At 61.4% G+C, this 13,511-nt stretch carries 14 protein-coding genes; 3 read left to right on the forward strand and 11 right to left on the reverse strand.

Annotated elements, in window-relative coordinates:
* Window positions 1–7: 7 nt before the first annotated feature.
* The 5 genes from J3P79_RS21250 to ppc form a co-directional block, all read right to left on the reverse strand.
* Window positions 8–868, reverse strand: a complete 861-nt coding sequence (locus J3P79_RS21250) for a DUF72 domain-containing protein (protein WP_434605527.1) — start codon at window positions 866–868, stop codon at window positions 8–10.
* On the reverse strand, window positions 868–1,176 hold the full coding sequence (locus tag J3P79_RS21255; protein ID WP_434605529.1) for a hypothetical protein: 309 nt from the start codon (window positions 1,174–1,176) through the stop codon (window positions 868–870). The genes J3P79_RS21250 and J3P79_RS21255 overlap by 1 nt, the downstream gene beginning before the upstream one ends.
* A 249-nt stretch (window positions 1,177–1,425) precedes the next feature.
* A complete protein-coding gene (tsaB, locus tag J3P79_RS21260; protein ID WP_434605530.1) occupies window positions 1,426–2,106 on the reverse strand; it encodes a tRNA (adenosine(37)-N6)-threonylcarbamoyltransferase complex dimerization subunit type 1 TsaB in 681 nt (226 codons plus the stop codon).
* A gap of 94 nt (window positions 2,107–2,200) precedes the next feature.
* On the reverse strand, window positions 2,201–2,851 hold the full coding sequence (adk, locus tag J3P79_RS21265) for an adenylate kinase (RefSeq protein WP_434605532.1): 651 nt from the start codon (window positions 2,849–2,851) through the stop codon (window positions 2,201–2,203).
* Between the two features lie 289 nt (window positions 2,852–3,140).
* Window positions 3,141–5,771, reverse strand: a complete 2,631-nt coding sequence (ppc, locus tag J3P79_RS21270; protein ID WP_434605533.1) for a phosphoenolpyruvate carboxylase — start codon at window positions 5,769–5,771, stop codon at window positions 3,141–3,143.
* A 178-nt stretch (window positions 5,772–5,949) separates the two neighbouring features.
* Here ppc and J3P79_RS21275 point away from each other — a divergent pair, with 178 nt between their 5' ends.
* From J3P79_RS21275 to J3P79_RS21285, 3 genes are all read left to right on the forward strand, one after another.
* Window positions 5,950–6,294, forward strand: a complete 345-nt coding sequence (locus tag J3P79_RS21275) for a hypothetical protein (RefSeq protein ID WP_039592022.1) — start codon at window positions 5,950–5,952, stop codon at window positions 6,292–6,294.
* 287 nt (window positions 6,295–6,581) lie between these two features.
* Window positions 6,582–6,995, forward strand: coding sequence for a DUF4398 domain-containing protein (locus J3P79_RS21280; RefSeq protein ID WP_014336761.1), 414 nt, complete (start codon window positions 6,582–6,584; stop codon window positions 6,993–6,995).
* A 49-nt stretch (window positions 6,996–7,044) separates the two neighbouring features.
* A complete protein-coding gene (locus tag J3P79_RS21285; RefSeq protein WP_039592023.1) occupies window positions 7,045–7,836 on the forward strand; it encodes an OmpA family protein in 792 nt (263 codons plus the stop codon).
* Between the two features lie 139 nt (window positions 7,837–7,975).
* Here the strand turns inward: J3P79_RS21285 and J3P79_RS21290 are convergent, their stop codons facing one another.
* From J3P79_RS21290 to lysS, 6 genes are all read right to left on the reverse strand, one after another.
* Window positions 7,976–8,305 (reverse strand): hypothetical protein, encoded by a 330-nt coding sequence (locus J3P79_RS21290; protein WP_045155163.1) that lies wholly within the window; start codon window positions 8,303–8,305, stop codon window positions 7,976–7,978.
* Window positions 8,302–9,207: an alpha/beta hydrolase gene (locus J3P79_RS21295; protein WP_434605536.1), complete on the reverse strand. Its 906-nt coding sequence runs from the start codon at window positions 9,205–9,207 to the stop codon at window positions 8,302–8,304. Before J3P79_RS21295 ends, J3P79_RS21290 begins: the two co-directional genes overlap by 4 nt.
* Window positions 9,208–9,267: 60 nt before the next feature.
* The gene (locus tag J3P79_RS21300; RefSeq protein ID WP_434605538.1) at window positions 9,268–10,545 is read right to left on the reverse strand and encodes a flavohemoglobin expression-modulating QEGLA motif protein; all 1,278 of its coding nucleotides are present in this window, start codon (window positions 10,543–10,545) and stop codon (window positions 9,268–9,270) included.
* A 36-nt stretch (window positions 10,546–10,581) separates the two neighbouring features.
* Window positions 10,582–11,136 (reverse strand): hypothetical protein, encoded by a 555-nt coding sequence (locus J3P79_RS21305; RefSeq protein WP_434605539.1) that lies wholly within the window; start codon window positions 11,134–11,136, stop codon window positions 10,582–10,584.
* 48 nt (window positions 11,137–11,184) lie between these two features.
* On the reverse strand, window positions 11,185–11,901 hold the full coding sequence (locus J3P79_RS21310; RefSeq protein WP_039592028.1) for a TetR/AcrR family transcriptional regulator: 717 nt from the start codon (window positions 11,899–11,901) through the stop codon (window positions 11,185–11,187).
* Window positions 11,902–12,002: 101 nt separating this feature from the next.
* Window positions 12,003–13,505, reverse strand: a complete 1,503-nt coding sequence (lysS, locus tag J3P79_RS21315) for a lysine--tRNA ligase (RefSeq protein ID WP_434605540.1) — start codon at window positions 13,503–13,505, stop codon at window positions 12,003–12,005.
* Window positions 13,506–13,511 lie beyond the last annotated feature (6 nt).

A 13,511-nucleotide genomic window follows, 5' to 3' on the forward strand; every position in this document is an offset into this window, starting at 1 on the left:
GTTTGCCTCAGAGCAAACCCAGTTGCTCGGCGGCGGGTTCTCTATATAGCTCAGCCAGCGCCGGCAAGCCAGGCAAACGGTTCATCAAGCGGCTGTGAAAATGCATTGCGAGTTTCGCCGCCTGGAGGTTGTCGGCGGTGTGCAGGAACATATACGGCGTGCGCCCCTCTTCAATCCACTCGGCGACCTTTTCCACCCAAGGCGTCAGGAACGGCTCGTTGGCTTCCACCACCGGATGACCGACGAAGCGCACCTGGGGGCATTGAGTGAAGGCCGCTGGCCGCGTGGGCACCCGTGGTTTCTTGTATTGGGCATGGATCACCGAAGGCTCGGTCGACGCGCAACTGAACAAGCCCCGTGGATCGAGGCAGATGCGTTCCACGCCGCGATCGAGCAACAGGCGATTGAGTTGGCGCTCGGCATCGCCCTTGGCGAAGAACTCATCGTGACGAACCTCGACCGCCAGCGGTCGCGGGAAAGCGTCGATGAAGGCCGCCAGCTCCTGCAACCGATTGGGCGTGAACGCCTTGGACAACTGCAGCCAGAACGGCGAGACCCGCTCGCCCAAGGGGCTGAGCAATTGAACGAAGGTTTCGGTGGCGGTCAAGTGTTCGCGCAAGTCACCGCCATGACTGATGTCACCGGGGATCTTGGCGGTGAAGCGAAAATCCTCGGGCATGATCTCTGCCCAGCGCTGGACGGTGGACTCAGAAGGGCTCGCATAGAAGGTCGTGTTGCCTTCCACGGCGTTGAATACTTGGCTATAGAGATTCAGGAAGTCGGAGCTTCTGGCGTCCTGGGGATAAAGATAATCGCGCCAGGCATTTTCGCTCCAGGATGGGCAGCCGAGGTAGTAAGGCAACCGCATCAGATATAGAGATCGAGCCCCAGCACTTCCATATCCCAGTCGACAAAACCGGCAGTGCTCAAGTAGCTGGCGAGCGCGGCGGAAACACTGTGACTCATGGAGCGGTGATACAACATGTCCTGCTGGCGGGCGGGAAGATTGCTCAGGCGTTGCGCGGAGGCTTTGGCAGCGCGGGCGGCCAGTTGCTCTTCGGACGGAAATTCCAGGTCGCCATCGATGTCATCGAAGTTTTCGGGCTCAACGGCTTTACCCGTACGAGGCCGACGCTTGATGGGGTAGGACTGAGATGAAACGCCGTCTATACGCATGACAGAATGCTCGGTATCAATGATGGCAATTTAGCGGCACATTCGTAGCCGCGCAAATGCGCAAGTGATAACTAGAACACATAAAGTCAAAAAGGTTTAAAAACGGGCTAAAAAAGTGACGACTGGCAAGGTCGGATGTGACTTAGGTAGGCGGAAATGAATTTGGCAACATCGGCTCCAAGGTCATCGAACGCCGTTGTGGCGAGGTAGCTTGTTCCCTCACTACAACGGCGTTCGCTTGAAATGAGGTCAAAGCCGCTCGGATTTCGGCGTTGCCACCTTGTCCCGCAGGTAAACCGGCTGCGCCTCATCGGCCGGGATGGCCTCGCCGCGTTCCCAGGCGAAGCGTGCGAGCGCCAGCAGGTCTTCGGCATGAGGCAACATCGAGGCGTCCTGGCCGGCAACGCGGGCACCGATCCGCTCACCATAACCCCAGCCCGTACCAGCGCCGAACCACTCGCCGCTCGCCTCAACCGGCAACGCCGCCGATTCGGGCGGCAATACCGCTTCAGGACCGACCAGGCGCATCTCGCCGTCGGTTTCGCAATAGCAGCCCCAGTACACCTCGTCCATGCGTGCATCGATCGCGGCCGCGACCTGGTGCGCACCGTGTTCGCGAAAGGCACGCTGCGCCAGCACCGCCAGGTTCGACACGGGCAGTACCGGGCGTTCCAGGGCGAAGGCCAAGCCCTGCACCACGCCGATGGCAATACGCACGCCGGTGAACGCGCCAGGCCCACGACCGAAGGCGATTGCATCCACCGCCTGCAGGGTGGTGCCGGCATCGCTGAGCAATTGCTGGATCATTGGCAGCAGTTTCTGCGCGTGCAGGCGCGGGATCACCTCGTAATGGCTCGTGACTTTGCCGTCGTGCAGCAAGGCAACGGAGCAAGCTTCAGTCGCGGTGTCCAGGGCCAGCAAGGTGCTCATCGATGTGTCCGTAAATCAGGTGGGAAAAAAGTGCGTCAGTATAAACAACTACGGCCCGCAAGCGGGCCGTAGTTGATGCAACGGATCAGACTTTTCAGCTCAAGGCTGCAAGCACTTTGGCCGTGATCTCTTCAACCGAGCCCACGCCCGGGATGTGGCTGTACTTCGGCTTGCCGCCGTTCCTGGCGGACAGATTCTGGTAGAACTCCACCAGAGGCTTGGTCTGGGAATGGTAGACCGACAAGCGATGGCGCACGGTTTCTTCGGTGTCGTCCTTGCGCTGCACCAGCTCTTCACCCGTCACGTCGTCCTTGCCTTCGGCTTTCGGAGGATTGTAGACGGTGTGATAGACCCGGCCCGACGGCTCATGAACGCGTCGACCGGCAATGCGCTGGACGATTTCTTCGTCTTCAACGGCAATTTCAACGACCGCGTCCAGCTCAACACCGGCAGTCACCAAGGCCTCGGCCTGGGGAATAGTGCGCGGGAACCCATCGAACAGGAAGCCATTGGCGCAGTCGGGTTGAGCGATGCGATCCTTGACCAGGGCGATGATCAGGTCATCCGACACCAGGCCGCCGGCATCCATGATGCTCTTGGCTTGAACGCCCAGCGGGGTGCCAGCCTTGACCGCGGCACGCAGCATGTCGCCGGTGGAGATTTGCGGGATACCGAATTTCTCGGTGATGAACTTTGCCTGAGTACCTTTACCGGCCCCGGGAGCTCCCAGCAGAATGACGCGCATCGATGTGCTCCTCAATTTTTTTATGTAAACGCTCGGATTCGCCTCGTGGGGCCAATCTCGCAAAACTGGATCGTGACCGCCCAAACGGCCAAAGGCTGATCAAGATACACAGCAGGCCCGACCCACACAAGCCGCCGAAAGTCGGAGGAACCCGCGTCGGACGCGACCTTCGTACGAGGTGGCGAGAGTCGCAACCGGGCAACAAACTGTCGCCTGGTCGACCTGCCCTTCCCCGCAAATGGCTACGCCCGGACGAGCCGGGCAAGCTGTTTCAGGCAACGACCCGACGTTAGCCGGTGTTGCGCAGACCAGCGGCGATCCCAGCTACAGACACCAGCAACGCCTGTTCCACGGGGCTGCCCTGGGCAACGTCCTGCTGTCGCGAACGTGCCAACAGCTCGGCCTGCAACAGGTGCAGCGGGTCGAGGTAAGTGTTGCGCAGACGAATGAATTCCAAGGTGTCTGGGCTATGTGCCAGTAGTTGGGACTGGCCGGTCAACCCCAGGACCACCGAGCAAGCCTGCGACAATAGGTCGCGTAAATGCTCGCCCAACGGCAGCAACGCCGGTTCCACCAGACGCTCATCGTAGGACAGCGCAATGTCAGCGTCGGCCTTGGCCAGCACCATTTCCAGCATGTCGATGCGGGTGCGGAAGAATGGCCATTGCTCGCGCATCTGCCCCAGCAACTCACCCTCGCCACGCTCCAGCGCCTTGCCCAGGGCGGTTTCCCAACCGAGCCAGGCAGGCAGCATCAGGCGAGTCTGGGTCCAGCCGAAGATCCATGGAATCGCCCGCAAGCTCTCGATCCCTCCAGCACGGCGCTTGGCCGGACGACTGCCGAGGGGTAGCCGGCCCAACTCCTGCTCCGGCGTGGACTGGCGGAAATACTCGACGAACTGGGGATTTTCCCTGACCACGGCGCGGTAGGCACTGACGCCGTCGGCCGCGAGTTCGTCCATCAGGTGCCGCCATTCCGGCGTGGGCGGCGGCGGTGGCAGCAGGGTCGCCTCCAGCACCGCAGCGAGGTAAAGATTGAGGTTCTGTTCGGCGATGTCCGGCAGGCCGAATTTGAAACGAATCATTTCACCTTGCTCAGTGGTGCGGAACCGACCGGCCACCGAGCCCGGCGGCTGCGACAGAATCGCCGCGTGCGCCGGGCCACCGCCACGGCCCACCGTGCCACCGCGACCATGGAACAGCAGCAGTTCGACTTGCTGCTCGCGGCAGATATCCACGAGTCGTTCCTGGGCCCGATATTGCGCCCAGGCCGCCGCCGTGGTCCCGGCGTCCTTGGCCGAATCGGAATAACCGATCATCACCTCCTGAGGCCCTTGCAGGCGCGAGCGATAGCCCGGCAGCGACAGCAGGCGCTCCATCACCGGCCCGGCGTTGTCCAGGTCGGCGAGGGTTTCGAACAGCGGCACCACCCGCATCGGCCGCAGCACCCCGGCCTCCTTGAGCAGCAACTGCACCGCCAGCACATCGGAAGCCGCTCCGGCCATGGAAATCACGTAGGAGCCCAGGGACGCCGCCGGTGCCGCCGCAACTTCCCGGCAGGTCGCCAGGACTTCGGCGGTATCAGCCGACGGCTTGAAATGTGGCGGCAGCAAGGGACGACGGTTATTCAGCTCATCCAGCAGGAAACCGATGCGCTGCTCTTCGTTCCAGTCTTCATAGCGACCCAGCCCGAGGTAATCGGTGATCTCGGTCATTGCCATCGTGTGGCGCGTCGAATCCTGGCGCACATCAAGGCGCACGAGGAACAGCCCGAACGTCACCGCGCGGCGCAGGCAATCGAGCAGCGGTCCGTCGGCAATCACACCCATGCCGCATTCGTGCAGGGACTGGTAGCACAGCTCCAAAGGGTCAAGCAGTTCACGGTTGTTCTGCAACACCTCGGCAGAAGCCGGCGTACTGGCTTTCAGGGAGGCCTGGGCCCAGTTGCGGGTGGCCCGCAGGCGCTCACGCAATTGCTTGAGCACCGCGCGATACGGTTCGGCGCTCTCTCCTGCCTGGGCACGCAAGGCTGCGCTGGCGTTTTGCATGGACAGGTCGGCGGCCAGGTGATCGACGTCGCGCAGGTAAAGGTCCGCCGCCATCCAACGCGCCAGCAACAGCACCTCGCGGGTGACCGCGGCGGTGACGTTGGGGTTGCCGTCGCGGTCGCCGCCCATCCAAGAGGCAAAGCGGATCGGCGCGGCCTCCAGTGGCAGCCGCAGCCCGGTGGCGGCATGCAGGGCTTGGTCAGCCTTGCGCAGGTAATTGGGGATGGCGTGCCACAGCGAATGCTCGATCACCGCGAAGCCCCACTTGGCCTCGTCCACGGGCGTGGGCCGGGTGCGGCGAATCTCTTCGGTGTGCCAGGCTTCGGCGATCAGTCTCTGCAAGCGTTGGTGGATCTGCGCGCGCTCGGCACTGGTGAGGTCGCGGTGATCCTGGGCCGCCAACTGCGCGGCAATGGCATCGTACTTCTGGATCAATGTGCGCCGGGCCACTTCCGTGGGGTGCGCGGTGAGAACCAATTCGATATCCAGCCGCCCCAACTGCCGGGCCAGCGATTCGGCACTGTGGCCTTCGGCCCGCAAGCGTGCCAGCAGCTCGGGCAGCACCCGTGCTTCGAACGGTGCAGGCTTGGATTCTTCGCGCCGATGAATCAATTGGTATTGCTCGGCGATGTTGGCCAGGTTGAGAAACTGGTTGAACGCCCGCGCCACGGGCAGCAGTTCCTCCTCGCTCAACTGGTTGAGGCTGGCGCTCAGTTCGGCGTCCATGGAACCACGTCGGTCAGCCTTGGCGCCTTTGCGGATCTGTTCGATCTTGTCGAGAAAGGTGTCCCCGTACTGGTCGCGAATGGTGTTGCCCAGCAGTTCGCCGAGCAGGTGGACGTCCTCGCGCAAGCGGGCATCGATATCGGTCATCAGCAGTTCTCCAGCAAAAAGGTCCGGACAGCTTTGTAGAAGAGAGTGCCGATGCCAGTCGTTAATGACAAGCGACGAAGGGACTTTAAACCTTGTCGGACAAAGCTAGTCTCATGGATAAGCCACACGACGGCTTGTCACTATCGCGCCTACCAAAAGCAGGGCTATTGAGGTCATCATGAAAATCCGTGAGCTTGCCCAGCACTGGGAAGAAAACGCCAAGGGTCGCCTGACCCAGACCGGCTACACGATTCATCTCGACGTCGAGGCCGCGGCACGCCTGGCGGCCATCTGCGACATGTACCCCAAGCGCCAGCCCGAAGAACTGCTCGGGGAGCTGATCGGCGCAGCGCTGGAAGAACTGGAAGCCAGCTTCCCCTACGTCAAGGGATCGCAAGTCGTGTCGACCGATGAAGAAGGTGATCCGCTGTACGAAGACGTGGGTCCGACCCCGCGTTTCCTCGCGTTGTCCCGCCGGCACTTGCGCGAACTTTCCTCCCACGGCGACAAATCCAAACACTGATCGCCCTCCTTTCCAGCGTGCAAACTTCCAGTGCGGAGCCTGTTCCAGCCGCGCTGGAATACCGCTGGGCGCCTTGAAAGTTCAGCTTTTTCGCACCTGACCAAGCAGTCAGCATTTCTTTTGGCTAATGGCCACCCTCGCCTGAACTTTTGAAAAAAGCCTCGGGTCACACCGAATAACCATACTGGAACGGCCGTTTAAATAAACGCGCCCTGGCGCCAGCGCCAAAACAGACGTCACGGCTTCGGTCCCAGCATGGAATGGTGTTTTTTTTCAGGAGTTTTCCAATGGAGTTGAAGCCTATGAATACCTGCACTGCCAAACCCTCATCCACTGGCCTGCGTGGCCTGAAGTTGGCTGCCCTGGCGATCGGTAGCAGCTTCATCCTGGCCGGTTGTGCCGGCAATCCGCCTTCGGAGCAGTACGCGGTCACGCAATCGGCGGTCAACAGCGCCGTCAGCGCCGGCGGCACCGAGTTCGCCGCGGTGGAAATGAAATCGGCCCAGGACAAACTCAAGCAAGCCGAGATCGCCATGCACGACGAGAATTACGAAGAGGCCAAGCGTCTGGCCGAACAGGCCGAATGGGATGCCCGCGTCGCCGAGCGCAAGGCCCAGGCAGCCAAGGCCGAACAGGCCCTCAAGGACTCCCAGAAAGGGGTTCAGGAACTGCGTCAGGAAGGCATGAACAAGGTCCAGTGACCCGGTTCTAGCCACGACGTACTTCTCATCGATAAAAGGACGACAGACTATGACGCACAAACATTTCATGATGCCCGCCCTGCTTGCCGCCTGCGTAGCCCTGGCCGCTTGCTCCCATGATCCGAACGCCAACCTGGAACAGGCCCGCACCAACTACAACGGTTTGCAGGCCGATCCAGCCGCCACCAAGGTCGCGGCCCTGGAAACCAAGGACGCCGCCGATTTCCTGGCCAAGGCCGACAAGGCCTACCTGGATAACGAGGACGAAGCCAAGGTTGACCAACTGGCTTACCTGACCAACCAGCGCGTTGAAGTGGCCAAGCAGACCATCGCCCTGCGCAACGCCGAAGCCGAGCTGAAAAACGCCGGTGACGAACGCGCCCGCGCCCTGCTCGAAGCGCGCAACGCACAGATCAAGCAGTTGCAGGACAGCCTCAACGCCAAGCAGACCGAGCGCGGGACGCTCGTAACTTTCGGCGACGTGCTGTTTGCCACCAACAAGTCCGACCTGCGTGCCAGTGGCATGACTAACGTGAGCAAGCTTGCGCAGTTCCTCCAGGAAAACCCTGACCGCAAGGTGATCATCGAAGGCTATACCGACAGCACCGGTTCGGATTCCTACAACCAGTCGCTGTCCGAGCGCCGCGCCAGCTCCGTGCGCACCGCCCTGGTGAAAATGGGCGTCGATCCGGCCCGCATCGTGACCCAGGGCTACGGCAAGGAATTCCCGGTCGCTGACAACACCAGCGTCTCGGGCCGCGCCATGAACCGTCGCGTGGAAGTCACCATCTCCAACGACAACCAGCCCGTCGCCCCGCGCTCGACCATGAGCGCCAACTGATCGGTTGAGTGCAACGAAAAAGCCCCGCCTGAGTTCATTCAGGCGGGGCTTTTTCGTGGGCGAATACAGTTGGCAGTACCCCTTCCCTATGGGAGCGAGCTTGCTCCCACATGGGAAAATGTGGTGTCCTTGGATTGGCTTACGGCTGCAACTTCTGCGGCGTCTCCTGCCCCATGCAGCGCACTGCGCGCTTCTTCTCGTTGATCAGCACGCCGGTCAGGCCTTTTTGCTCGGTGTCGAACAACACCAGCACGCCATCGATGCATTGCGCGACCTGCGGCGCCGGTTCCAGGGCGACTTTGTAGTCCTCGCCCGGCACGGTCTTGAGCATGGTGAATTCGTTGAGCAGCAACGCATCCTCGGGCTTGGCGAAATGCAGGTAGCCGTAGTACCAGAGCACCGCGACAGTGCCGAGGATGCTGCAGATACCAGTGATGATCAGGGGGATGGCGTTACGTTCTTCGCTCATTGCGGGTTCTCTGAAGATTCAGCGGATGATTGTGGATAATTCGGCACCTCGCCCAGGCGGCGAAGGCCGTCGAAGTGCAGGGGGTCGTCCAGGTAGCGCAGCATCACGGTTCGCCAGGTCGGGTCGGCGAAGGTCTGCACATGCCCGCCGCGGGTCAGTTGCAACACTCGGGGCGGCGGCGCAGCTTGATACAAGCGGATGCCATTGGAAAGAGGCACGATCGGGTCGTCGAGGCTGTGGTAGATCAGTTTCGGCACGCCGGTCAATTGTGCGATCGAGCCGATGGCGCTGTCGCCGTCCGGCACTAGCCACGACAGGGGCACCTGGAACGCCCAGGTCAGCCATGACGTGCCCAAGGCAAAACGTCCCACATCGCGATAGCTGGCGGGCACGCCGTCGAGCACCAGTGCCTTGAGCTGCCGTTGGCGCTGCGGATGCTCCACCAGATAGTGCACCGCCAGCGCGCCACCCAGGCTCTGCCCGAGCAGCACCAACGGCTTGCCCCGGACTTCGGGGGCCTTGTCGAGCCAGCCGAACGCGGCGTCGATGTCCTGGTAGATCGCCGGCAGGCTCGGCTCGCCTTCGGAAACGCCATAGCCGCGGTAATCGACCATCAACACCTGGTAGCCCTGCTCCGGCAACCACCAGCTCCCGCCGAGGTGCCAGGCCAGGTTGCCGCCATTGCCGTGCAGATGCAGCACCGTGCCCTTGACCTCCACGCCCGACTTCACCGGCAGCCACCAGCCTCGCAGTTTCAGGCCGTCAGCGGTGGTCAGGGTGACGTCGCGGTATTCGAGCTTGGCCCGCTCCGGCGTAAAGGGCAGGCCGCGTTCGGGGTAGAACAGCAAGGAGCTGCAGCCGGCCAGGGCCAGCAGCAGGCAGATGATGCCGAGGGTTCGCATCCGGTGAAGCCTCGCAAAAAATCAGGGTTGAAACACCTCCCACAGGGATGGGTGGTGCGACTAGAGGATATTGGAATAATCCGCTTCGATCCGATCCAGGCTGAGATGGTTCAGGAAGTTGGAGAAACACATCCAGGCCGAGAGAGCGTTCATGTCGCGAAATTGCTCGGGCAGGTATTTGGGCGGTACGACCAGGCCTTCATCCACCAACTGGCGCAATGTGCGCATGTCCTCCAGGGTGGTCTTGCCGCAGAACAACAGCGGCACCTGCTCCAGCTTGCCTTTGCGCACGGCCAGCTGAATATAGTTGTAAACCATGATGAAGCCCTTGAGGTAGGACAAGTCTTTGGTGAATGGCAATCCGGACGGCACCGAGCCACGGAAAACCCGGCTGGCATTGCCATAGCTTTCGGCCATTTCGAAGCCCTGCTCACGGAAGAACTCGAAGACCTGCAGGAAATCGGCGCCCTCCTCCACCATATGAATGGCCCGGGTGCGGTTGGTCAGTTTGCGCAGGCGGCTCGGGTAGGAGGCAAAGGTGATGATCTCCATGAGGATCGCCAGGCCTTCCTGGGTCACCGTCGACGAGGGCGGGCCTTTGGACAGGAACGTGCAGATCGGCTGGTTTAGCCCGTTGAGCGTGGTGCCGACGTGCACCAGCCCTTCGTGGACTTCCAGCGCCCGAACGTCGCGCTCGTTGAACATCGCGTCGGTGCGAATCTTGATGTAGTCGGCGCCCGCCGCCGCGTCGGCCACGATGCCGTCGGACTCGAACACGCGGATGGTTTCCTCGGCCTCGCCGAACACCCGGTTGAGGCGGTGTTGCAACAGGCTGACGGCCTCCTTGGCGCTGAGGACCTTGGGCTCGTCCTTGAGGTCGCCGCGGCCATCGATGTTGTTCAGGTAATCGGAGAGCATCAGGCCCAGGTCGGCCAGGGTCGGGTCGCCGGCGTGGAAGGCGTCGGATGCGGCGCCATACAGCTCTTGGGAAATCAGCCCGAAATCCTCGGTCCCGCGCGCTTCGAGCATGCGCACCACCATGCGGTATTCCTTGCACATGCGGCGCATGATCTGGCCAACCGGGTTGAATTGCCCCAGTTGGCGGGTGATGTCGCGCTCGATGTTCTGGAACTCGAGCTTTACCTTGCTGGAATCGAACGACAGCGGTCGGTTGAGGTAATAATCGCGGTCCACCGCCGGCATTTCCTTGCCCTTGGCCTTGAGAAAACCCTTACGGATGTTCTCGTCCCACTTCACCGCGTCGAGAATGCGAATCGGCGTCTGCGCCAGCACAATGCGATCGGACAAGGTGCGTATCGTCTGCTGGTAATCGTCCACCCGGAACTCCTGTGAAAAAACGTCCGCTTGTAACCGTTATTGGGATTTGACCAGTCGCTGGTAGCGCACGGCTTCCGAGAACACGTCGGAATTGGCCGGATCGTCGAGGTAGTTGAAAACCTTGCGCATGTCGCTATCTACCAACACGCCATCGCCCTCTTCGCTCGGGTTCGGCTGGCCACTGAGGAGCTTCTGGCCGATGGCCTGGTTGATCTGCTCCATGTCCAGGTTGTAGACCACCAGTTCCTGCTTGTCGGTCAGTTCGAAACCGGCGATGACGAAATGCCCGCCAAACCGGGCCGGCACCTTCGCCGACAGGTACCAGCGGCTGCCGTGCCGGGAGACCGTCACAGGGATGGCTTCGCGCTCCTGGGGCTTGGCCCTGAAATAGCTGATGGCCTGGTAGCGGTGCTTGCCGACTTCCGACAGTTCCAGGTTCAACGGTTCACCCCAGGCGTTGGTGCTGGTCCACTGACCGAGCAGGCCCTTGGGCGCGGCTTCACTGTCAGGCAACGGCGCCTTGAAGGACACCAGGCAACCACTGAGCAGCAGCAACGACACGGCCATTACAACGGCACGCCAGGCTTTCATTTGAAACTCCCTATGGCAGGCGCCCTGTCCGTTGTAACCCAAAAAGGATCACACCGACGCTAGTACCAAGTGCATATAACGGGTCAGGATGCCGAGCATGTCTTCTTCGGCTACCGGCTCGGCGCCATTGAGCAAGCCCTGATATTCCATCCGTCCGATAATCGCCGTCAACACTTTGGCATCCTGTTGCGGCTCGCGCGAGCCCAGGACCTGGAAAAACTGACACGTGCCGTGCAACAGGATTTGCTGATGGGAGCGTACCAATTCCGCCAGGCGCGGGTTGAGCAGCGCTTCCTGGCGGAAAGCCTGTTCGGCCATCAAGTAGTCGCGACGACTGTGCAATTGATGTTGAACGTAGTCGGCTGTCATCCGCGCGATGTCGTCGGCCAGTTGCGAGCGTGACTCGGCGCTGCCGTCCCCGTAGGCGACCATCTCGCGTAGCAGCCCTTCGTTGTTGGTCCACAACTTGGCCATGAACGCCGCGCTGCGCTCCACGTACTGGGCGAAGGTATCGGTGAGCAGGTCATCGATATCCTTGAAGTAGTAAGTGGTCGCAGACAGCGGCACACCCGCTTCGGCGGCTACCGCGCGGTGTCGCACGGCCCGCACGCCATCGCGCACGACAATGCGCATGGCCGCGTCGAGAATGTCCTGGCGGCGTTGTTCACTGCCCTGTCGGCTGGCCTTGCGGCCTTGGTACTGAACACTTTCAGCGACAGCAGTGGCGACGCCTGCTGCACCTTCTGGAGCCATTGCACGATTCACGACAGGTCTTTCCTCGCTATTTCAGAAGTAACCAATTGATACGTTTGTACCAGACAGGCAATAAAAAGCCGCCCATCGAGGCGGCTTTTTAATTGAAACATTTACGCTTGGGGCCGCATGTGCGGGAAGAGGATGACATCGCGGATCGACGGCGAGTTGGTCAACAACATCACCAGGCGATCGATGCCGATGCCTTCGCCGGCGGTCGGCGGCATGCCGTACTCAAGGGCGCGCACGAAATCGGCGTCGTAGTGCATGGCCTCGTCATCGCCTGCGTCCTTGTCGGCCACCTGGGCCATGAAGCGCTCGGCCTGGTCTTCCGCGTCATTGAGCTCGGAATAGGCGTTGGCGATTTCACGGCCACCGATGAACAGCTCGAAGCGATCGGTCACGCTTGGGTTTTCGTCGTTGCGACGGGCCAGCGGCGACACTTCGAACGGGTATTGGGTAATGAAGTGCGGCTGCTCCAGCTTGTGCTCGACCAGTTCTTCGAAAATCATCACTTGCAGCTTGCCCAGGCCTTCGAAGCCGAGCACCTTGGCGCCGGCCTTCTTGGCAATGGCGCGAGCCTTGTCGATGTCTTGCAGATCAGCCGCCGTGATTTCCGGGTTGTACTTGAGGATCGAGTCAAACACCGACAGGCGCACGAACGGCTCGCCGAAGTGGAACACCTTGTCGCCGTAGGGCACGTCGGTCGTCCCGAGAACAAGCTGGGCCAGCTCGCGGAAGAGCTCTTCGGTCAGGTCCATGTTGTCTTCGTAATCAGCGTAGGCCTGGTAGAACTCGAGCATGGTGAACTCGGGGTTGTGCCGGGTCGAAACGCCTTCGTTACGGAAGTTGCGGTTGATCTCGAAGACTTTCTCGAAGCCACCCACCACCAAGCGCTTGAGGTACAGCTCCGGCGCGATGCGCAGGAACATTTCCATGTCCAGGGCGTTGTGGTGGGTTTCGAACGGCTTGGCCGCCGCACCGCCAGGGATGGTCTGCAGCATCGGCGTCTCGACTTCCAGGAAGTCACGCTTCATCAGGAAGCTGCGGATGTGGGCGATAACCTGCGAGCGCACGCGGAAGGTCTGGCGCACGTCTTCGTTGACGATCAGGTCGACGTAGCGCTGGCGGTAGCGCTGCTCGGTGTCGGTCAGGCCGTGGTGCTTGTCCGGCAGCGGGCGCAGGGACTTGGTCAGCAGGCGCACGTTGGTCATCTCGACGTACAGGTCGCCCTTGCCGGAACGGGCCAGGGTGCCTTCGGCGGCGATGATGTCGCCCAGGTCCCAGGTCTTGACGGCGGCCAGGGTTTCTTCCGGCAGGGTCTTGCGGTTGACGTAGACCTGGATGCGACCGGTCATGTCCTGGATCACCATGAACGACCCACGGTTGAGCATGATGCGACCGGCAACCTTGACCGCAATTGCCGCCTCGGCCAGCTCTTCCTTGGTCTTGTCCGCATACTGCTTCTGCAAGACGTCGCAATACGCGTCGCGGCGGAAGTCGTTGGGGAAGGCCTGGCCCTTCTCGCGCTCGGCAGCAAGCTTTTCCTTGCGCAGGGCGATCAGGGAGTTTTCTTCCTGTTGCAGGGCTTGCGGGTCGAGTTCTAGGTCGCTCATGTCTTT

The organism is Pseudomonas sp. R1-7 (genome assembly GCF_051132105.1).
GTDB lineage: Bacteria > Pseudomonadota > Gammaproteobacteria > Pseudomonadales > Pseudomonadaceae > Aquipseudomonas.

Excerpts from the sequence above, each read along its gene's own strand:
- lysS (WP_434605540.1), bottom strand. The coding sequence starts at position 13,505 with ATGAGCGACCTAGAACTCGACCCGCAAGCCCTGCAACAGGAAGAAAAC.
- J3P79_RS21305 (WP_434605539.1), bottom strand. The coding sequence starts at position 11,136 with ATGAAAGCCTGGCGTGCCGTTGTAATGGCCGTGTCGTTGCTGCTGCTC.
- J3P79_RS21280 (WP_014336761.1), top strand. The coding sequence starts at position 6,582 with ATGGAGTTGAAGCCTATGAATACCTGCACTGCCAAACCCTCATCCACT.
- J3P79_RS21285 (WP_039592023.1), top strand. The coding sequence starts at position 7,045 with ATGACGCACAAACATTTCATGATGCCCGCCCTGCTTGCCGCCTGCGTA.
- J3P79_RS21250 (WP_434605527.1), bottom strand. The coding sequence starts at position 868 with ATGCGGTTGCCTTACTACCTCGGCTGCCCATCCTGGAGCGAAAATGCC.
- ppc (WP_434605533.1), bottom strand. The coding sequence starts at position 5,771 with ATGACCGATATCGATGCCCGCTTGCGCGAGGACGTCCACCTGCTCGGC.
- J3P79_RS21290 (WP_045155163.1), bottom strand. The coding sequence starts at position 8,305 with ATGAGCGAAGAACGTAACGCCATCCCCCTGATCATCACTGGTATCTGC.
- adk (WP_434605532.1), bottom strand. The coding sequence starts at position 2,851 with ATGCGCGTCATTCTGCTGGGAGCTCCCGGGGCCGGTAAAGGTACTCAG.
- J3P79_RS21275 (WP_039592022.1), top strand. The coding sequence starts at position 5,950 with ATGAAAATCCGTGAGCTTGCCCAGCACTGGGAAGAAAACGCCAAGGGT.
- J3P79_RS21295 (WP_434605536.1), bottom strand. The coding sequence starts at position 9,207 with ATGCGAACCCTCGGCATCATCTGCCTGCTGCTGGCCCTGGCCGGCTGC.
- J3P79_RS21255 (WP_434605529.1), bottom strand. The coding sequence starts at position 1,176 with ATGCGTATAGACGGCGTTTCATCTCAGTCCTACCCCATCAAGCGTCGG.
- tsaB (WP_434605530.1), bottom strand. The coding sequence starts at position 2,106 with ATGAGCACCTTGCTGGCCCTGGACACCGCGACTGAAGCTTGCTCCGTT.